Raw genomic sequence first — 20892 nt, forward strand, 5'->3', positions numbered from 1 at the left:
GCCCCCTCTGTAGGAGCGGTCAGCGGCCGCGAAGCAGCACCGCGGTATGACTGCCAGACCGCATCGCCCCTTCGCGGCCACGGACCGCTCCTACTGAGACTGGGATGACCCTGTAGGAGCGGTCAGCGGCCGCGAAGAAAGCGCCGCGGTGTGCGGGGCAGAAGGCAACAGGTCCGGCTGGATGATTTCGACCCAGTAGCCGTCAGGATCCTTGATGAAAGCGATGCTCTTCATGCGGCCATCGGTCAGACGCTTCTGGAAGTCCACGCCCAGGGTTTCGAAACGCTCACAGGCGGCGTGGATATCCGGCACCGATACACAGATATGACCGAAACCGCGTGGGTCGCTGTTGCCATCGTGGTAGGCAAAGTCCGCATCGTTCTCGGTGCCATGGTTATGGGTCAACTCGAGCACCCCGGGCATCGACTTCATCCAGGTGGTGCGCGCCTTGTCATCCGCAGGAATCGTCGACTTGTCCACCAGTGCCAGGAAATACAGGCTGAACTGGGCCTCGGCAAAATCCCGCTTCTCCACCAGGCTGAAACCCAATACCCGGGTATAGAAGTCCAGCGACCGCTCGATGTTCTTGACCCGCAACATGGTGTGGTTGAAGACGAACTGGGATGTGGCGGCTTCAGGTTGCGCGGTTACACCGGGCACACTGTTCAAATGATCGAGGCTCATGAAAGCTCCCTTGAATGAATGGGCAGTAGCTGCGAGTCATGATACGGAACGCAATGGACGATGCCAAACGCGACGACGCTTTGAATGCGCGACAATGAGACGCGGAGAGTGTAACGCGGAAGATAATCTTGAATTTCAGGCAATAAGAAGCCCGCCGAAGCGGGCATTTGGGGCGCTGTTCCATCAGCGGATTTCATAATGGAACAGTGGCTGTGAAAAGGATGTGAAAACCTGAGCACTCACTCAGCGTTTTTCATCGAATTCACTCAGCGAAGCAACCAGCCGTCTACGGTGCTGACGCCATGCTCCTGTTTCCAGGCTTTGAGGCCGTGGTGATTGCCACCCTTGGTTTCGATGCGCTCGCCGGTGTGCGGGTTCTCGTACACCTTGACCACCCGCGCCCGCCGTTGCTGCTTGGGCGCAGGGGCTGGCGCCCTGGCGGAGGCAGTTTGCGGATCGAGAATGGCGACGATGTCGCGCAGGCCCTTTTCATAGGTTTTCATCAAACCCAGGAGCTTTTTCTCGAACTCGATTTCTTTCTTCAACCCCGCGTCGTTCTTCATTGTTTCGAGCTGGGCGAGTTGTTCTTGCAATGCCTTTTCGGCGGCACGGTATTCAGCGAGTCTTGACAATGTCTCTACTCCGGACAGAACCTGATGGCGCCCTGCCCTTTTTCGAGCCGGGCTCTCTTGCAGATGCCACGCTTGCTTGCACACGATAGTGCAACTTCGCAGAAACGTAAATGACGCAACAGTGGGGACGGCAACTTCTTTAGTTACTTGAAGTTTGTCTGGAAGATTGGGTGCGCAGCAGAAGTTGAGGCAAAGGGTTTGATATTGTCAAAAGCGACGCGGCTTGCGCCGCTGCTACAGGTGTTACCCCGTAACAGCGGCGCAAGCCGCGTCAGTCAAGCGCCCCTCCTGTAGCAGCGGCGCAAGCCACGTCAGCCCAGCGCCCCTCCTGTAGCAGCGGCGCAAGCCGCGTCAATTGCCCGATCAGGCAGGCGCAGAGGTGCGGATCAGGTGATCGAAGGCCGCCAGCGAAGCCTTGGCGCCCTCGCCGACCGCGATCACGATCTGCTTGAACGGCACGGTGGTCACGTCACCGGCAGCGAAGATACCCGGCAGATCGGTCTCGCCGCGTGCATCGACCATGATCTCGCCGCGGTTCGACAGCTCGATGGTGCCTTTGAGCCAGTCGGTGTTGGGCAGCAGGCCGATCTGCACGAAGATACCTTCCATAGCGATTTCGTGATGCTCGCTGCTCTGCCGATCCTTGTAGCGCAGGCCGTTGACGCGCTGGCCGTCACCGGTCACTTCGGTGGTCAGGGCACTGGTGATCACCTTGACGTTGGGCAGGCTGTGCAGCTTGCGCTGCAGCACGGCGTCGGCACGCAGCTGGGTGTCGAACTCGATCAGCGTGACATGGGCAACGATACCGGCCAGGTCGATGGCGGCTTCCACACCAGAGTTGCCACCACCGATCACCGCCACGCGCTTGCCCTTGAACAGCGGACCGTCGCAGTGCGGGCAGTAGGCCACGCCGCGGTTGCGGTACTCCTGCTCACCCGGCACGTTCATTTCACGCCAGCGCGCACCGGTCGCCAGAATCAGCGTCTTGGCTTTGAGTGACGCACCGCTGGCAAATATCACTTCGTGCGGCGCACCGTCCTTGCCAGGGATCAGTTTCTCGGCACGCTGCAGGTTCATGATGTCCACTTCGTATTGCTTGACGTGCTCTTCAAGCGCCACGGCCAATTTCGGGCCTTCGGTTTCCTGCACGGAAATGAAGTTCTCGATGGCCATGGTGTCCAGCACCTGGCCGCCGAAACGTTCGGCGGCAACACCAGTACGGATGCCTTTGCGGGCAGCGTAGATGGCAGCTGCCGCACCGGCAGGCCCGCCGCCGATCACCAGCATGTCGAACGCCTGCTTGGCGTTGAGCTTTTCAGCCTGGCGATCACTGGCGCTGGTGTCGATTTTCGCCAGGATTTCTTCCAGGCCCATGCGGCCCTGACCGAAGTTCTTGCCGTTGAGGTAGACGCTCGGCACGGCCATGACCTGCCGCTCTTCCACTTCAGCCTGGAACAGCGCGCCGTCAATGGCGACGTGACGAATATTGGGGTTGAGCACCGCCATCAGGTTCAGCGCCTGGACCACGTCCGGGCAGTTCTGGCATGACAGGGAAAAATAGCTTTCGAACAGAAACTCGCCTTTCAACGCAGCGATCTGTTCGATGACCTCGGCACTGGCCTTGGAGGGGTGGCCGCCAACCTGCAGCAGCGCCAGTACCAGCGAGGTGAATTCGTGACCCATGGGGATACCGGCAAAACGCAGGCCGATGTCCGCGCCGGGACGGGTGATGGAAAACGATGGCTTGCGTGCATCGTTGCCATTGTCGAGCAGCGTGATCTTGTCCGACAACGCGTCGATGTCGCGCAGCAGACCGAGCAATTCCTCGGATTTCGCGCCGTCATCAAGGGACGCGACGATCTCGATCGGTTGGGTGACCCGTTCCAGATAGGCTTTCAACTGGGCTTTAAGATTGGCGTCCAACATGAGGGCGATTTCCGTTTTGAATGTTTCGAAGACGACAGTTGCCCGCCGGGGTAATCGACCCCGAGTGAGCGATGATGCTTTTGGAGAAGTTGAAAACTGTGGGAGCGGTCGCTGGGTGCGAATCAGGCGCTGCGTTCGGACAAGCAAAACGCGGCGGATTTTCGCGGCCGATGACCGCTCCTACAGGGGTGATGCAGTCCTGCGGGGAGTGACCCGCAGGAGACAGCCTGGGAAGCTGCTTAGATCTTGCCAACCAGGTCCAGCGACGGAGCCAGGGTGGCTTCGCCTTCTTTCCACTTGGCTGGGCATACTTCGCCTGGGTGAGCGGCGACGTACTGGGCCGCTTTGACCTTGCGCAGCAGTTCGGATGCATCACGGCCTACACCGCCGTCGTTCAGCTCGACGATCTTGATCTGGCCTTCCGGGTTGATCACGAAAGTGCCACGGTCAGCGATGCCGTCGGCCTCGATCAGCACGTCGAAGTTCTTCGAAATGGTGTGAGTCGGGTCACCGATCAGCGGGTACTGGATCTTGCCGATGGTGTCCGAAGTGTCGTGCCAGGCCTTGTGGGTGAAGTGGGTGTCGGTCGACACACCATAGATTTCCACGCCCAGTTGCTTGAAAGCTTCGTAGTTGTCGGCCAAGTCGCCCAGTTCGGTTGGGCAAACGAAGGTGAAGTCGGCTGGGTAGAAGAATACGACAGACCACTTGCCTTTCAGATCGGCGTCGCTGACCGGCACGAAAGCGCCATTGTGGTAAGCGGTAGCGTTGAATGGCTTGACTTGGCTGTTGATGATCGGCATCGGTGACTCTCCTTCAGGGGGTTGAAATCGTGTTTGAATTCGATAGGCAGCATCCTAGACACATGCTTGACCGATAGCTCATTGGCAAACTGGATGCTGTCGATTGGTTTTGCCTATCGAAGCTACACATAATAAAGAAGAAATATGAACACAGGGCAATGACACTGCTTTTTGTCGACTTTTCGCACAGTCGCACCCACGCACTCCCTACAGCCATGCCTGGGACCCGGCGGATAGCATGAGGCCCGCTTCCGCAGATGAGATCAACCAGGTGACTATCAAAACCATTGTGGCCGACGACCACTCGGCCGTTCGACTTGGGCTGCGCATTGCGCTGGAGCGCGCCCCGCGCGCGCGTTTCAGCGTGGTCGGCGAGGCCGAAAACGCCAACCGAGTGCTCGAATCGCTGCAGCAGCATGCCTGCGATCTGCTGATCACCGACTACCGCATGCCTCAGCTCGAGGGTGGCGACGGCCTGGCACTGCTGCGCCAGGTGCGTCTGCGCTACCCGCGCCTGCCGGTGCTGGTGCTGACCACGCTGGATAATCCCATGGTGCTGCGGGCTATCCTCGACAGCGGCGCCCGAGGGCTCTATGACAAGCAGGAGTGCCTGAGCCATCTGAGCACGGCGGCCCACAGCCTCATGCGCGGCAACCATTACCTCAGTGCACGCTTCACCCGACGCCTGGCCGAATATGAAGTGGAACACCGGGGCGCCCATGAACGCCTGTCGGCGCGCGAGCTGGAAGTACTGAGGTTACTGGTGGGAGGCATGAGCGGACGCGACGTCGCTGCACGTCTGCAGCGCAGCGAAAAAACCATCAGCCGGCAAAAGCGCTGCGCCATGGAAAAACTGGGTATCAGCCATGACGCCGCACTGCAGGAATACGCTGCCGTGGTCGGCCTGCCGGACTGACCGGCAGGCCGCAGGCTCAGGCGTCCACTGGAGTGCGCATGGTGACGAATTCCTCGGCAGCGGTGGGATGCACGCCGATGGTTTCGTCGAAGACCTGCTTGGTCGCGCCCGCCTTGAGCGCAATCGCCAACCCTTGCACGATCTCGCCGGCATCAGGGCCAACCATGTGGCAACCCAATACCTTGTCGGTGTCGGCATCGACCACCAGTTTCATCAGGGTGCGCTCCTGGCTATGGGTCAGGCTCAGTTGCATGGGTCGGAAACGGCTCTCGAAGATCTGTACCGAATGCCCCTGCTCGCGCGCCTCTTCCTCGGTCAAGCCCACGGTGCCGATGTTCGGCAGGCTGAACACTGCAGTGGGGATGTGCTTGTAGTCCACCGGGCGATACTGCTCAGGCTTGAACAGGCGACGCGCCACGGCCATGCCCTCGGCCAACGCTACCGGGGTCAGCTGCACACGGCCAATAACATCGCCCAGCGCCAGGATCGAGGGCTCTGTGGTCTGGAACTGCTCGTCGACCTGGATGAACCCCTTGTCGTCCAACTGCACGCCGGTATTTTCCAACCCCAGGTTATCCAGCATCGGCCGGCGCCCGGTCGCATAGAACACGCAGTCCGCCGCCAGCTCGCGACCGTCCTTGAGCGTGACCTTGAGGCTGCCGTCGTCGAGCTTGTCGATGCGGGCAATATCGGAATTGAACTGCAGGTTCATGCCGCGCTTGGTCAGCTCTTCGCTCAAGTGCTTGCGCACCGCACCGTCGAAGCCACGCAGGAACATCTCGCCGCGGTAGAGCAAGGTGGTTTCGCTGCCCAGGCCATTGAAGATCCCAGCGAATTCGACGGCGATGTAACCGCCACCAACCACGATGACACGCTTGGGCAGTTGCTCGAGGAAAAACGCCTCGTTCGAGGTGATGGCATGCTCACGTCCCGGCACATCGGGAATCTGCGGCCAGCCACCGGTGGCTATCAGGATGTGCTCGGCGCTGAAGCGCTGTCCATCCACTTCGACCGTGTGCGCGTCCACCAGGCGTGCATGACCTTCCAGCAGTTTCACGCCGCTGTTGACCAGCAGGTTGCGATAGATGCCATTGAGCCGTTCGATCTCCTTGTTCTTGTTGGCAATCAAGGTTGGCCAATCGAACGAAGGCTTCTCCAGGCTCCAGCCAAAACCGCTGGCGTGGTCGAAGTCGTCGGCGAAGTGGGCGCCATACACCAGCAACTTCTTCGGCACGCAGCCGACATTGACGCAGGTGCCGCCCAGGTAGCGGCTTTCAGCCACTGCCACTTTCGCGCCGAACCCTGCGGCGAAGCGCGCCGCGCGCACGCCGCCGGAACCGGCGCCAATCACGAATAAATCGAAGTCATAGCTCATGTTGCTCTCCTGGCACCTGCACGGCCCGCACGCGAGCCGTAGCCATAAACAAGAACGCCGCTGTCCAGAGGGCAGCGGCGTCGATCATGCTAACCGATTGGGCGTCAGATGAACGCTTTGCCGGTCTTGTAGAAGTTTTCGAAGCAGAAGTTGGTGGCGTCGATGTAGCCTTCGGCGCCGCCGCAGTCGAAACGCTCGCCCTTGAACTTGTAGGCCAGCACGCAACCGTTCTGGGCCTGCTTCATCAGGGCATCGGTGATCTGGATCTCGCCACTCTTGCCTGGCTCGGTCTGTTCGATGAGGTCGAAGATGTCCGGGGTCAGGATGTAGCGGCCGATGATGGCCAGGTTCGACGGCGCATCTTCAGGCTTTGGCTTTTCAACCATGCTGGTCACGCGAAAGATATCTTCACGGATCATGTCGCCGGCGATCACACCGTACTTGTGGGTTTCCTGCGGGTCGACTTCCTGGATCGCCACGATCGAGCAGCGGAACTGGTTGTACAGCTTGACCATCTGCTGCAGCACACCGTCGCCGTCCAGATTCACGCACATGTCGTCCGCCAGCACTACCGCGAACGCCTCGTCGCCGATCAGCGGGCGACCGCTGAGAATGGCGTGGCCCAGGCCTTTCATCTGCACCTGGCGGGTGTAGGAGAAGGTGCACTGGTCGATCAGCTTGCGAATACCGACCAGGTACTTTTCCTTTTCGGTGCCCTTGATCTGGGTTTCCAGCTCGTAGCTGATGTCGAAGTGGTCTTCGATCGCGCGCTTGCCGCGCCCGGTGACGATGGAAATCTGGCTCAGGCCAGCTTCCAGAGCCTCTTCGACGCCGTACTGGATCAGCGGCTTGTTGACGATCGGCAGCATTTCCTTGGGCATTGCTTTGGTCGCTGGCAGGAAGCGAGTACCGTAGCCGGCCGCTGGAAACAAGCATTTCTTGATCATGTGAGTCCTTACAGAAGAGCAATGCTGACGAGTTACGGCACAGTCGGGTTCAGGCGTCGACTACCTAACAATGCCTGCCGCTGGCCAACCGATTGGTTGATAGAGAAATCCTGATGCAGATAGTTCCACTGCAAGGTAAATATTGCTACACCGGTCGAGCAACGGAAAATTTCCTTGCACAACTACCCTTGCCGCCTGGCAGTGTATAGCATTGCGCCACCGCATAGCGGCCCCCTTGTCTACCTGAAGAATCCCGCCCCATGAGCACCCTCCTGCGCACCACCCTGGCCACCCTTGCCGTGCTTGCCGTTTCGGCCTGCGCAAGCACTTCGCCCACCATTCTCAAGAACGGCCAACAAGGCTTGAACATCGATTGCTCGGGTCAAGCCATGTCCTGGGACAAGTGCGACGAACAAGCCCGCCTGGAGTGCCCTGCCGGCTATCAGACGGTCGCGACGCAAGGTGTACCGCGGCGTACCGGCGAGATCGGGCTGGCAGATGCCGACCTGGGCAACTACCAGACCCGCAGCCTGGTGGTGGTGTGCAAGTAGAGACGGCTCAGCCGGAAATGCATTTCTCGGCCGCCTGACGCACGTCGGCAGGGCGCAGCGGCACGTTGGACAGACGTTCGTGCACCTTGATGCTGCTGCCGCCGGACCGATCGTCGACGATCAGCACGGCGGCTGGATCCTTAGAGAGTTTCTGCGGAACGATGATCCGATAGCCGTCATGCTTCTGCTCGATCACGGAGGGCCCGCGACTGTCGCTCAGCTGGGCGACCACGCAGGTGGAATACTCCTTGGGGGTCTTGCCGGAAATCACGCTCATGGTCTCGGGGCTTTTCTCGATGTCCGTCACGGTGGCACAACCACCGAGCAATACCACTGCCGTCAACCAGGCCCACTTCATGATGCATCTCCGTCATTAAATACCCTGTGACCGCAAGGTCATGAATTTGCTCCATGCATCGGTAGAATTTATCCGTGCCGCGGCGCGCATGATATCGTTGCGCTTTTGCGCGCACCTGTAACTCGCGCACCGGCAACAGTGGAGAGCCCATGAAATTCGTTCACCAGCGCGAGCACCTCAATGAAGATGACTTGGTCGTCATCGAGTGCTCCCAGCTCTGCAACATCCGCCTGATGAGCGATGCCAATTTCCGCAGCTTCAAGAACGGTGGACGACACACCTACCACGGCGGCGCGTTCGATACCTTCCCGGCCAAGATCAGCGCGCCGAGCACAGGCTTCTGGAACATCACCATCGACACTGCGGGCACCAAGCTGTCCAGCGTGGCGCGCAAGAGCAGCTTCACCCACAAGATCAAGATCGTGCGCCGCACGGCTTCGAAATTCACCTGATACAGGGGCGCCCATGATCAAGTATGTGATCCGCTACAACCTCGACGGCCAACGCCGCTGGGACTTCGCCCACCTGGCCACCGGCTCGCTGGAAGAGGCCCAGGCTGCCCTGGTCGCCTTGCACGGCGACGCTGCGGCGAGCATCAGCGACATTCACGTCAGCAAGGCCCTCTGAGTCCAATCCGCGGCGCGCGCTTCGCGGGCAGGGCCCGCTCCCACAAGGCGATCGCGAACTCTGTGGGGGCAGGCACTCCGCGGTACGGCCTTCGCGGGCGATGACCGCTCCTACAGGGGTGACAGGTACCTCGGGGCATATGCATTCTGGTTCTGTGCATATACTCAAACATCACTTTTACGTCTATTTACAAACTGTTATCTTCCGTCGGCTCTGTCGAGAGCCCGCGACCGTGCGCGTGCTTTTCTGATGATGCGACAAGACAGCCTGAGAACAGGATCACCATGTACGTTTATGACGAGTACGATCAACGGATCATCGAGGACCGCGTCAAGCAGTTCCGAGATCAGACCCGCCGCTACCTGGCTGGCGAACTGAGCGAAGAAGAGTTTCGCCCGCTACGCCTGCAGAACGGCCTCTACATCCAGCGTTTTGCCCCGATGCTGCGCGTCGCCGTGCCCTATGGCCAGCTGACATCGCGGCAGACGCGCATGATGGCCAAGATCGCTCGCGACTTCGACAAGGGCTACGCGCACATCAGCACGCGACAGAACGTGCAGTTCAACTGGCCGGCCGTGGAAGACATTCCCGACATCCTGGCCGAACTGGCTACCGTGCAGATGCATGCGATCCAGACCAGCGGCAACTGCCTGCGCAACGTCACCACCGACCAGTTCGCCGGCGTGGCCGCCGATGAAGTGATCGACCCGCGCCCGTGGTGCGAGATCGTTCGCCAGTGGACCACGTTCCACCCGGAATTCGCCTACCTGCCGCGCAAGTTCAAGATTGCCGTGAATGGTGCAAGCACCGACCGCGCCGCCATCGAAGTGCATGACATTGGCCTGGAGCCGGTGCACAACGACGCTGGCGAGCTGGGCTTCCGCGTACTGGTCGGTGGCGGCCTTGGCCGGACGCCGGTAGTGGGCGCGTTCATCAACGAGTTCCTGCCCTGGCAGGACCTGCTCAGCTACCTCGATGCCATCCTGCGCGTCTACAACCGCTATGGCCGTCGCGACAACAAGTACAAGGCTCGGATCAAGATTCTGGTCAAGGCCCTGACGCCGGAAGTGTTCGCCCAGAAAGTCGATGCCGAGATGCAGCACTTGCGCGGCGGCAGCACCACACTGACCGAGGCCGAACTGCACCGCGTGGCCAAGCACTTCGTCGACCCGGAGTACAAGGCCCTGCCCGACTTCGCCGCCGACCTGGCGCAACTGGATGCCGAGCATCCGGGTTTCGCCCGCTGGCGCTCGCGCAATACCCTGGCCCACAAGAAGCCGGGCTATGTGGCCGTGACCCTGTCGCTCAAGCCCACCGGCGTCGCACCCGGCGACCTGACCGACAAGCAACTCGACGCCGTCGCCGATCTGGCCGACAAGTACAGCTTCGGCCAGCTGCGCACCTCTCACGAGCAGAACATCATTCTGGCCGACGTCGAACAGGCGCAGCTGTTCAGCCTCTGGAACGAGTTGCGCGAAGGCGGTTTCGCCACCCCCAACATCGGCCTGCTGACCGACATCATCTGCTGCCCGGGCGGTGATTTCTGCTCCCTGGCCAACGCCAAGTCGATTCCGATCGCCGAATCCATCCAGCGCCGTTTCGACGACCTGGACTACCTGTTCGACATCGGCGAACTGGACCTCAATATTTCCGGTTGCATGAACGCCTGCGGTCACCACCACGTCGGCCACATCGGCATCCTTGGCGTGGACAAGAAAGGTGAGGAGTTCTACCAGGTGTCCCTGGGTGGCAGCGCCAGCCGCGACGCTAGCCTGGGCAAGATCCTCGGCCCGTCATTCGCCCAGGACGCCATGCCCGATGTCATCTCCAAGCTGATCGACGTGTACGTGGAAAAACGCACCGAAGACGAGCGTTTCATCGATACCTACCAGCGGATCGGCATCGACCCCTTCAAGGAGCGCGTCTATGCAGCGAATCATTAAGAACAACGAAGTCGTCGACGAAACCTGGCACCTGCTGCCCAAGGACACCTCGTTCGACGGCATCAGCAACTGTGACGACCTGATCGTGCCCCTCTCGCTGTGGCGCGAGCACGGTCCGGCGCTCAAGGCTCGGGACGGTGGGCTGGGCGTCTGGCTGGACAGCGACGAAGAAGCCGAGGAAATCGGTGAACAGGCCAACGAGTTCCAGGTCATCGCCCTGAACTTCCCGGCCTTCACCGACGGCCGCAACTACTCCAATGCGCGCCTGCTGCGCGATCGCTATGGCTTCAAGGGCGAACTGCGCGCCATTGGCGACGTGCTCCGCGACCAATTGTTCTACCTGCACCGCTGCGGGTTCGATGCCTTCGCCTTGCGCGCCGACAAAGACCCGTACGAAGCCCTGGAAAGCCTCAAGGATTTCTCCGTGAGCTACCAGGCGGCCACCGACGAACCGCTGCCGCTGTTCCGTCGCCGCTGAACCCTGGTTGCAGGCCGTAGCCGCCGCGCCACTGCTGGCGCGGCGGTCACAAACTTGCACGCCGCCGCTCGATCCTTCCTAAGAACCGACCAACGCTGCCTGAGTCAGCGCTCGATGGAGCGCGTCCAGCGCCTTTCGACGGGCCTGATCGATGGCCCCGTAGAGATCCAGCGTGGCTTGTTCGGTCAGCACCACTTTCGCCGCCTCCCCCTGCTCGCCCTGCCATACCACGCTGGGCGCCAAGGTTTTCAGCTGCTCAAGCAACGGCGGCAGCCCGGATACCTCTGTGGTGAATGCAGCGTTGGCATCCAGGGCTTCTTCGAAATGGTTGATCACCTCGGCCCAGAAGTCCGCAAGCGCTGACATACGCTCCGGGTACACCTTGCGCAGGTACAGCTGCCAGAAAGGCTGATCCACCAGCCAGTCGGTCAATCCGCTGTCGGTAGCGCGCTCCAGCACGGCGCGTACCACATGCTCGACAGTGGCCGAAGCGATCTGCTCGGTGTAGAGCATCTCGGGTTGCACGCGCAGCCCCAGGCGTGACTGCGCCAACCCGCGCAAGCGCAAGCGAATCTCCACCTCGTCCGGCACGGCGGCCTGCAGTTCCGCCTCGGTGATCTCGTCGAACGGCAATAGCGCCGGCGCAGGATCGCCAGCCAGCAACGCCTCGCGCCGTTGCAGGCGCGCCTGGGTGATGCCCACGGCGTATTCGTCCACCAACGCCGCCTTGTACAACTGGCGACTCAAGGCCAGCAACGGCTTGAACATCGCCGCCCCACCATCAATGGCGCTGGATGCCGCCTGCCAGGCCAGGACCCGGGTTTCGAAGTCATCTATCACCACGCTGATGCCATCGCCGCAGGTGTTCTCGGTCAAGGTCGCCTGATCGAACAGCTGCTGACGCAGGTCCACCACACCCAGCCCATCACCAGCGCCCCCCTGCACCGGCGGCACCAGTGCCTCCATGATCGCCCACATGCGCTGCTTGTAGGCCAGGGAGTGTCTGGCGTAGCCCGCCGTGCGCGAGACTTGATCCATTACCCGATAGAAAGCCGCCGCCCCCTCACTGCTGCGATCCGCCGCGATGCGCTGCGCAAGGCCCGCTTCGCAGCCTTCCAGCCAGCGCTGGTCGACCACCGGGCGGCCTGCTGCGCCAGCACCGCCCATCCAGCGTCGACGCGGGAACACACCGGCCCGACTCAGGCGCTGATAGCTGGGTTCCGACAAGGGGTTGTTGTCCAGATTCAGCACCGGACGGCCGTGGTTGGCCAGGTTCAGGTTGATCTGCGCCATGGCGCTGTTTTCCAACACCGGCACGCGGACGATCTCGTTGCCGCTGAGGTTGGCAATTCTGATCACCTGAGGCACGCGATTGAAGACCTGCGTCAGCCCCGGCGGCCAGGTGCCGATGCCAGTCCCGCTCAACCCCAGATAGCGCAACGACAGCAGTCTGTCGAGCGTGGGCGGCAGCAGCAGCGGGTTGCCGTTCAGATCCAGGGTCTGCAGGCCAGACAAGCCTGCCAGCGCCGTGCGTCGTGCCTCGCTCAAGCGAATATGGTTGCGCTGCAGGCGCAAGGTTTCCAGTTCCCGCAATTGCCCCAGGGCGGTACAGGCGGCATCGTCGAGGGTCAGCGCATTGCTCGACAGATCCAGCTCGCGCAGGTGCGGAATTTGCCCCAGCGCCTGCAGGGCTTCAGCCGGTAGAGGGTTATCGACGATGCTGCCCTCGGCCAGGCGGATCGCGAAGCTGCGTCGCAGGCTGAGGTAGCGCAGCGCGGTCTGGGTGGGGTGGCTGATCAATGCATCGAACATCTGCGGTGAGGGAGCCAGCAGGTTTTCGTCGAAGTCCAGGGTCATCAGCCTGGCCATCGAGCGCACCTGCCCCGGAATGGCTGTCAGCCGGTTGTTCGACAGGTTCAGGCTGAACAGATTGGGAAACACCGACAGGAAGAACGAGGGATCGCCTTGCAACCCCATGGCGCTCATGCGCAAGTGCCGCACATGGCTGAGGTCGGCCACCAGCAATGGCAGATCACCCAGGCGCTGCCCGCCAAGGTCCAGAATCGTGGTTTCCCTGCGCCAGGCGCTGATGATATCGCGAGCAGCGTTGTCCCTGTTCACGTCCACCGGCGCGCGCCGGCGCCAATCCTTGAGTTCCCGGCGCAATACCTGAAATTCCTGCTCCAGGCGCTGCAAGGCCATCTCGAACGACTCATCGGGCCGTACCATCGATTCACGCAGCACCTGCAGACTGGCTTGCGACAAACCCGGATACAGGTGCCGCAACCGTCGGTTCTGCCTCCAGCCTGGTTGGCCACGCCCGCTGAGCGCGTAGCCGATGCCCTGCGAATGGCGTTCCGGTGATTTGAACCAAGGCTGTACCTGACGTTGCCCGAGCAGTCGCGACACGCGGCTGCGGTCGGCCCGAACCAGGCCACTCAAGCGCTGGCGCAGTGCCTCCCCGGCGCTGGGATTGAGGTCCAGGGCGCTGCGTTCGGCGTCGGGCAAGGCGCGGCAGATGGCGCTGTACAGATCCATCCACCCGCCCAGTTCCTGGTCGCGCTGGTCATAGGCGCGGTAGCGGCCCTCACTGGCCACGATGTACTTGAGCTCGGTATCGACCCCGACGCCCGCTGCCGCGGTGACGTCGCCGGCCTGGCCGCCGTCGCGCAACTCCAGGCGCACCCGGCCCGTCCATCCCGGCAGGCTGGGCAACAGGCCGATCACCACCTTGTCGCGGTCCGCAGAACCACCGGTGTCGAGGATCAGCGCGCTACAGGCCTGGCTCGAACGCCACTGTGCCAACCGCGCGCGCGCCTGCTCGGCCACACGCAGCGGCAGCCGCCCAGCTTCGCGGATACGCGTGCGCTCGGCAGCGCTGACCGACGCGCCGATCTCATTGGCAATTCGCACCGGCAGGCCCGGAAAATCGCGACGCAGTATTCCAGCCTCGCGGCTGGCAGCAGGCTGCTGGCGCTCGATCAGCGAGGCCAACAGCTGCTTGCCCTGCTCATCGAACATACCCTGGCCGCTGGGCCCCATGCGCGCGGCCAGGTCCTGATGGGCCCGGTAGCGAATGACACCCTCGTGCAGGGCCGCCGGCAGTGGCTCCTGGTCGACGTGCAGGCGACGCAACCGGTCCAGGGGTACGCCATGGATCTCGGCCAGGGTCAGCAGGTCGTCGTCGCCTATGCGCTCGGTCATGGGACCGAAGCGGCGCATCAACCCGGCGCCGCGCCATTGCAACGGCTGCTCCAGAGAGTGCTGCCAGGCGCCTGCGCCATTGTGCTGGACGCTGGGGCGATAGGCCGTGGAGCCTGTGGGATGAATCACATGGCCCCGAGCCTGATCGGCAGTGAGTTGCACCTCGAAAAAGTGATCGTCGAGCCGGATGAAGGTCTTGCCCAGGTGGCGGTAGACGCCTTGGTCGTCGGCCGCGATAGCGACGGGCAAATCGACTGCCCGGTAGTCCTGCAGATCCGGGTGCAGCAGGCGTTGGCGACCGTCGGCCAGCCGCACCTGTTGCATCTCGTCGACCACACCGTCCGCGCGATAGGTCGTGCCGAAATCGGCGGCCACGCCGTGGGCAACGACGGCCAGTGCCAGGTTGCCGACGATGCCCTTGAAGTGTCCGAACGCTTCGTCCGTGCGGCCATCCTCCCAGGCCTCGATGCCGTGGTAGACCTCACCGACCAGCTGTTGCGCGATCACCGGCACCATCACCTCGCCCAGCGCCGGAATGCACAGTGCAGCCAGGTTCAACAGCGACACCCCCTCCTCCAGCCAACCGCTCCAGCGCGCCTGACGCTGATCAGCGTCGATCCGATCGGTAGGCACCGCCAGGCACCTGGCTTCGGCCTTGAGCCAAGCCACATGGCGCTCGTGCAGATGGGCAAACAGCTCGCCGCGCACCGACACCTCGACGATATCCAGCTTGGGCCGCGCATTGACCACGGCGATCTTGCGCCCGTTGTCACCGTCCTCGGTGCGCCAGAGCCGACGTTGCAGGCGCGCCTGGAACTCGGCGCGTTCGGTCTGCGCCACCCGCGCAAGCAACCGGCGAACGGACTCGGGCTTGAGTAGCTCCACAGCCAGCGCCTGGATGAACTCGGCCGTCGATGCGTATTGCTTCAGGGGTGCCCGCGCATCGCCCGGCATCCATACCAGACAAGGCATGGGCGCCGTCGCCTGGCCCACTCCGCGCGCCGGCCCGATCACCAGCACATCGTGCAGCGCCGACCCGAGCAGGCTCAGCCGAGAGAACTGTACCGTGCCGGTACCCCAGCGCTCGACGCGCCCGGCGACCACACTTTCGACCACCTTGAAGCCCTGCTCGTCGATGTCCCCCTTCATCCGGGCGACATGGGCCAGCACCCGCAGCTGGGCCCTGCGGGTCGCGTTGACTGCGGCAGCGACCTGGGCACGGGTGGCGGTGGCTTCGAACACCTCGCTCAAGTGCGCCTGGTACAGACGCCCCAGGTCCAACTGGCGGACCAGGGTGGCGAACCGTCCGGGGTCGATCGGCAGTGGGTTGTCGATGCGGTATTCAAAGCGGCTGGTGAACGGCCCGAGCGGGAACGGACCGCTCTTTTTCACGCTGCCCGAGGGTGCCAGCGTGGTGCGCGGATGAAAATCCGGGTCTGCCACGAAGTTGCCCAGCGCTGCCATGATCAGTGGTTCGGCTTGAGGCACATGGTCGTTATCCAGACCCAGCAGGTGTTCGCGCGTCTGGATACGGATGAAGTCCGTGGCATGGACATTCAAGGTTGCGCCGAAGCGCATGCGCATGGCCTCGGCGAGGATGGGTTCGGCGAACGCGACCACGCTGCGAAACCCGGCCAGGGCCAGGCTCAGCTTCGAGCGGCAACGCTGGCGCTCGACCTGGGCTGATATCAAAGCGTCACGATGCTCGCTCGAAGCACGGGTGAACCAAGGCAGTGGGCCGTTCGAGCTGAATTGCTCGGACACCAGCGCTTGCTGCAACTGGTTCATCTGCGTCGTGCCGATGGCGGCGGCCCATGCGGGGGTGCGCTCACGAATGAACGCATCATGGCGACCTGGAAGGGGAATCTCGGTGCTGGACATGCTTGGCTTTCCTGGTTTCGAAGAACGCCCAGCAAAACAGAGCCAACAAGGGCGGCTGCGGTAGCCATGCACCACAGCCGCCGGGGCTTGCCTATTGCGTCATGGCCTCCTGCGTCAGCGCACGCAGGACTGTCATTTCCGCGGCCTGGCGCTCCACCTGCAAGCTGACCAGCTCCTGGTCAAAACCGTCGTCATAGTCACGCGCCTGCAGCTGCGCCAGGCGCACCTGCCACGGTGCCTGGGCGGCGTCCAGGCGAGCTCGGTGCTCGCGTCGCAGGTAATCGAGCCAGTAGTCCTGGCTCATGTGCCACTCCAACAGGGCTGCATCGCTCTCCTCTTGCAGCACCTGGCCGGCCACCGCATCGAGCTGGGCCAACGTCACCGGTTCGATGGCCCCGAACAGCATGCCATGGGGCTGGTTCAACAGACCCAGCCGCGTGGCCAGGCCAATCCGGTAGGCCAGCAGTACCTCGACCTCTTCCATTTCGTCCGCGTCGATATCGCGGGCCGCCGCGCGCGCCCGCACATCGGCGCGGGCCAGGCTGTCGACGCGATCCAGGCGGTACAGGCTGCGCGACAACCCAAGCAGCTGAGCACTGCGTTGCGGCCCATCGAGCGTGGGGTCGGCGGCGCGGACGTACATCTGTTGTTGTTCCAGGTCGGCAAACAGTGCCATCACCTGATCACCGCAGGTGTCCGGGCGCTGGGCGATGGCGAACAATTGCTCGCGCAGCGAGCTCGACGCAGCTGCCGCGTCGATCACTTTCCAGGCCCGCTCGGCCAGGTTGGCGGGGACCAGACGGTAGTCTGCGGTATCGCTGAGCCTGCCCAGCAGCTGCATGAAGCGCCGGCTGCCCGGCATCGCACGCAGCCTGGCCAGTCGCGCCGCAGCCTCGCCGTCGGCCGCTTGCGCCAGTATCTGCAGGTAGTCGAAGACCACGCCCACGGCCTGCAGGCGGCTGACCGCAACGGCGCTCAAGTGGGCGAAAGAAAGACCCAGCGGGCGTGGCACTTGTGGCTCGCCTCGGAAGAACGCCAGCGTGTGCAGCTCGGGCACCTCGACGATGGGATTGTCGTCCAGCTCGACCCAGCGCAGGCGCAGCGGTTGACGGTCCATCAGGCCGGTCAAGCCGACAGGCCACTGCTGCAGCTGACAATCGCGCAGGCGCAGCCCGCCTATGGCCTGAAGCAGGCTCAGGTCCAGGTGCGGGCCCACCGGATTCCCCGACAGGTCCAGGTAGTCCAGCGTTTGCAGGCTGCCCAGCGCCTGCATGGCCTGGGGCGTCAGGGTCATGCCGTTGCGGCCCACCCACAGGCTTTCCAGGTTGGGCAGCCTGGCAAGAATGGGCAGGTGCTCGGCCATCGCCTGGCCATCGGTGTTGTCCAGGGCCAGGTAGCGCAACGAGGACAGGCTGGCCAGGCGCTGCACGGCGGTCGGGGGAATCTGCATGGGGTTGTCGCGCAGCACCAGTGCGTGCAGGCCAGGCAGTGTGGCCACCTCATCGAACATCGTTGGCGAGGCCTGCAGGCGGTTGTCGTCGAGCGCGATCATCTGCAGTTCGTTCAGCGCCGTGACACCGGGCGGGATCCGCGTCAGGTAATTGCTTTGCAACTCCAGGTGTTCCAATTGGGTGAACATTTCCAGAAACCCGGGCGTCAGCTCGGTCAGGCCGCACTGTTCCAGCGACAGGTAGCGAACCCGGGAAAAGTCGCCTTCCAGCACCGGCAGCGTACCAATGCGCAACTCCGAGAGATCGAGCACTTGCGACATTTCACCGGCACCGTCCTCGGCCAGGGGTGCCTCGCCGCGCCAGGAAGCCATGATGCGCTGCCGCGCCAGCTCGCGATCTGCGCTGGCGACCGCAACGGGTTGCCCATCGGGACCTGGCGTGGTGGTGCTTTCCTGGGCCCAGTGGGCCAGGGAGGCATCCAGCCGCCGCCCTTCGTCGAAGCGTGCCTGCTGGCGAGCGGCGCTGAGGGGACGCACAGGTTGCGCCAGTTCGTCCTGGCTGCCACCACGACCGCTGAGACGATAACCCCAGCGGTGCCCCGCGATGCGCTCGGGCGCCGTGAAGGCCTTGGGCCGGCGCTGGCCAATGAGCCGGGCGGCCCGCGGGCGATCCCCGGCTGCCAGGGCCAAGAGTTTCTGCGGCGAAACAGTGCGCTGTTGTTGCTCGCTCATGGCCGCCGTCAGGCCCTGGCGCAGCCTGGCGCTGCGTGCATCGCCGGCGCCAGTGAGGCCGAGGATGGCCCGATTGAGCTGCGCCTCCCACAGGCTCCAGCGTGACTGGGTGGCCAAGCGCAGCGGAACGCGGGCGGCGGCAATCAGCTGTGCCCGTTCGCGGTCGTTGGCGCCGGCCGCGATCTCTTCGGCAACCACCTGCGGCAGGCGGGGAAAATCGCGAAGCAAGGCGGCCGCCGGATGCCCGACAGGTATCGCTGGTGCTGCTTCGCGCAAACGCGCCAGAGCAGCCGTACGCTCACTCGCGGGAAGCGCCAGCACGGCCCGTTCGGCGCGCAGGTCATCGGCGCACGCCTTGACCAGCGCCGGGAGCTTGCCGCCGCGACGATGCAGATCGCGCAACTGACGCCCGCTGATTCCGCTGACCTGGCGCACCCGTTGCAGCGCGGCATCATCCAGCCCGTCCAGCGCAGGGCCGAATCGACGCAGCGCCTGCACGGCAGTCCATTGCCCTGGATCTTCGTGGGCCACGCGCCAGGCGCCTTCACCGTTGTGGGTCAAGGCCAGGCGATACTCGACGTCGGCCGCAGGATGTTCGATGTACCACCTTGCGCTACTGGCCTCGAAGCTTTGTCGGTAGAACAGTCCATCGTGCTTGATGTAGTGGCTGCCCCCGTGCACGTATTGCCACTGCGCATCGGGCACCAGCGTCTGCGGAAGCTGCTCGCGGGCTGCGAACGCTTCCAGGGTGGTCGGCCACAGGCGGGTGCGCCCGGCTCGGTCGACGACCGGCAGCATGCCGGCCACGAACGGCGACCGCGCCAGGGCCACGCCGCCTGCGACCGTGGCGCCCACCACAGCGAGATTGACCGCGACGGCGAAAAAGTGAGCTGCCGCTTCTTCGGTCTGCCCGTGGGTCCAGTCGTCCATGCCGACGAACAGCTCGCCAAGCAGTTGAACGGTGCCGACGGCGGCCATCAACGCACCGAGGGCCGGCACCGACAAGGCGGCAACATTGAGCAGCGTCACGCCCTGCTGCAGGTAGTGCATCCAGCGCGCCTGCCGCTCGGCGGCGTCGATCTCGGCAGTCGGTACAACGAAGTAGCGCGCATCCGCCGCGCGTTTGGCCAGCATCGCCTCGTGCAGCAGCGGTACCAAAGCCTGGGCGCTGGTGGTGCGGCGCAGACCGATATCGGCGTCCGGATCATCCAGTGGACCCTGTGCAATGCCCCACTCGACACGTTGCGGACGCAACGTGTTGTTCAGCCTGAGAAAGAACTCGCGGCGGTCGGGCTCGGCCACGAACCCCGCAAACCAGCCCTGGAAGGCACCGTCACGCAACTTCGCACGCAGGTCGGAACCGAACGCGTCGAAGCTGGGGTACTGCTTGAAGGCACCGTCGCCAGCACCAGGCATATAGACGATGCACGGTGCACTGGATTGCGTGCTGGTCTGGATGGACACCACACCGTGCAACGTCGTGCCGCTGTGCACCCAAGTGACCAAACCGCGCAGATCGCACAATATCACTGGCTGACCCTGCCACTTCACCTCACCCGGCGTATCTGCCAGCAGCTGCTGCACCACGCTGCAGGCTTGCGCATCGAGCTGGCCGCGCAGCAACGCCTGCTGCGCCTGCACGGCCAGTTCGCTGCGTATATTGGCGCGAAATGCACCCGTGACCCATTGGCTTCTGAGCGCCGTGGGCTTGAACACCTCATCGAAGCGTTGCTGGTAGGCACGGCCCAGATCCAGGTCGCGGCACAGCCGGGCGAACTGGTGAGGTTGTACCGCGATCGTGTCCTTGGCCTGATAGTGCCAACCGTAGCTCCAGCGCAGGCCGTGCTCTTCGAGCCGCAATTGCAGGGCATCGGGTTGCAGCAGCAGCGTGCCGCCGGTGAAGTGGCCGGGGCTGGCTTCGTCTTCACTGAAATTGGCCATGGCCGCTTCCAGCAACGTACGCCGCCGCACACTGAGCGGTCGGCCGAGAATCGCCGAGCCACGGTCGAATTCGACCCATTCGGCGCGAGTGACATCGACAGCGCCCGCTGCACCGAAGGCAGCGTCGAACGCCGATTGCAGACGGGAGCCGACGAACTCGGCCGGACCGACGAAATCTTTCGCCAGATACTGCGCAGTCGCCTGGCTCGCGCGGTTCTGGCGCAAGGCTTTCTCGTAGGCGCGAATGGCCACTGGCTCGGCCTTTCGCAACCAGTCCGGGACATGCTTGGCGATGACAGGGTAATGGGCGGGGGTGTCGCTGACATGCAGCGCGGGTGCTGGGGTAACCAAGAGCAAGCTCCAATCCGGGTAATCCACGGCGACATGCCGCAGATGGCCCAGTGGAGCAAGGCGCCCGAAGCGCCCGGTGTTACATAACGCTGG

At 63.2% G+C, this 20892-nt stretch carries 15 protein-coding genes; 6 read left to right on the top strand and 9 right to left on the bottom strand.

Features of this window, described 5'->3' with window-relative positions:
* Positions 1-90: 90 nt before the first annotated feature.
* The 4 genes from gloA to ahpC form a co-directional block, all read right to left on the bottom strand.
* On the bottom strand, positions 91-684 hold the full coding sequence (gloA, locus tag IFU31_RS01615) for a lactoylglutathione lyase (RefSeq protein ID WP_192102087.1): 594 nt from the start codon (positions 682-684) through the stop codon (positions 91-93).
* A 266-nt stretch (positions 685-950) separates the two neighbouring features.
* Positions 951-1316, bottom strand: a complete 366-nt coding sequence (locus IFU31_RS01620) for a histone-like nucleoid-structuring protein, MvaT/MvaU family (protein ID WP_122476894.1) — start codon at positions 1314-1316, stop codon at positions 951-953.
* A 363-nt stretch (positions 1317-1679) separates the two neighbouring features.
* The gene (ahpF, locus tag IFU31_RS01625; protein ID WP_192102088.1) at positions 1680-3242 is read right to left on the bottom strand and encodes an alkyl hydroperoxide reductase subunit F; all 1563 of its coding nucleotides are present in this window, start codon (positions 3240-3242) and stop codon (positions 1680-1682) included.
* 239 nt (positions 3243-3481) lie between these two features.
* Positions 3482-4045 carry an alkyl hydroperoxide reductase subunit C gene (ahpC, locus tag IFU31_RS01630; RefSeq protein ID WP_122476891.1) on the bottom strand — a complete coding sequence of 188 codons (564 nt, stop codon included), beginning with the start codon at positions 4043-4045 and terminating at the stop codon, positions 3482-3484.
* A gap of 271 nt (positions 4046-4316) precedes the next feature.
* Here ahpC and IFU31_RS01635 point away from each other — a divergent pair, with 271 nt between their 5' ends.
* Positions 4317-4961, top strand: a complete 645-nt coding sequence (locus IFU31_RS01635; protein ID WP_163007478.1) for a response regulator — start codon at positions 4317-4319, stop codon at positions 4959-4961.
* Positions 4962-4977: 16 nt separating this feature from the next.
* Here IFU31_RS01635 and gorA read toward each other — a convergent pair whose 3' ends face one another.
* Together gorA and galU are read right to left on the bottom strand one after the other, a co-directional pair.
* Entirely contained in the window at positions 4978-6336 is a 1359-nt protein-coding gene (gorA, locus tag IFU31_RS01640) for a glutathione-disulfide reductase (RefSeq protein ID WP_122476886.1), read from the bottom strand.
* A gap of 104 nt (positions 6337-6440) precedes the next feature.
* Complete coding sequence (gene galU, locus IFU31_RS01645; RefSeq protein ID WP_122476885.1) at positions 6441-7283, bottom strand: UTP--glucose-1-phosphate uridylyltransferase GalU; 843 nt, start codon at positions 7281-7283, stop codon at positions 6441-6443.
* A 260-nt stretch (positions 7284-7543) separates the two neighbouring features.
* Between galU and IFU31_RS01650 the strand changes: the two genes are divergently transcribed.
* A complete protein-coding gene (locus tag IFU31_RS01650) occupies positions 7544-7834 on the top strand; it encodes a hypothetical protein (protein ID WP_244657607.1) in 291 nt (96 codons plus the stop codon).
* Between the two features lie 7 nt (positions 7835-7841).
* Here the strand turns inward: IFU31_RS01650 and IFU31_RS01655 are convergent, their stop codons facing one another.
* On the bottom strand, positions 7842-8192 hold the full coding sequence (locus IFU31_RS01655; protein WP_122476883.1) for a hypothetical protein: 351 nt from the start codon (positions 8190-8192) through the stop codon (positions 7842-7844).
* A gap of 149 nt (positions 8193-8341) precedes the next feature.
* On the opposite strand from IFU31_RS01655, the gene IFU31_RS01660 reads away from it, so the two are divergent.
* The 4 genes from IFU31_RS01660 (at position 8342) to IFU31_RS01675 (ending at position 11240) form a co-directional block, all read left to right on the top strand.
* The gene (locus IFU31_RS01660; protein ID WP_122476881.1) at positions 8342-8644 is read left to right on the top strand and encodes a DUF1883 domain-containing protein; all 303 of its coding nucleotides are present in this window, start codon (positions 8342-8344) and stop codon (positions 8642-8644) included.
* Positions 8645-8657: 13 nt separating this feature from the next.
* Positions 8658-8819: a hypothetical protein gene (locus tag IFU31_RS01665; protein ID WP_185793466.1), complete on the top strand. Its 162-nt coding sequence runs from the start codon at positions 8658-8660 to the stop codon at positions 8817-8819.
* Between the two features lie 284 nt (positions 8820-9103).
* Positions 9104-10762 (top strand): nitrite/sulfite reductase, encoded by a 1659-nt coding sequence (locus tag IFU31_RS01670; protein ID WP_122476878.1) that lies wholly within the window; start codon positions 9104-9106, stop codon positions 10760-10762.
* Positions 10746-11240 (top strand): DUF934 domain-containing protein, encoded by a 495-nt coding sequence (locus IFU31_RS01675; protein WP_122476876.1) that lies wholly within the window; start codon positions 10746-10748, stop codon positions 11238-11240. Before IFU31_RS01670 ends, IFU31_RS01675 begins: the two co-directional genes overlap by 17 nt.
* Positions 11241-11318: 78 nt before the next feature.
* Here IFU31_RS01675 and IFU31_RS01680 read toward each other — a convergent pair whose 3' ends face one another.
* Positions 11319-16325: a dermonecrotic toxin domain-containing protein gene (locus IFU31_RS01680; RefSeq protein ID WP_192102089.1), complete on the bottom strand. Its 5007-nt coding sequence runs from the start codon at positions 16323-16325 to the stop codon at positions 11319-11321.
* 91 nt (positions 16326-16416) lie between these two features.
* Positions 16417-20805: an NEL-type E3 ubiquitin ligase domain-containing protein gene (locus tag IFU31_RS01685; protein ID WP_192102090.1), complete on the bottom strand. Its 4389-nt coding sequence runs from the start codon at positions 20803-20805 to the stop codon at positions 16417-16419.
* Positions 20806-20892: the final 87 nt, after the last annotated feature.

The organism is Pseudomonas sp. CFBP 13602 (assembly GCF_014842725.1).
GTDB lineage: Bacteria > Pseudomonadota > Gammaproteobacteria > Pseudomonadales > Pseudomonadaceae > Aquipseudomonas > Aquipseudomonas baltica.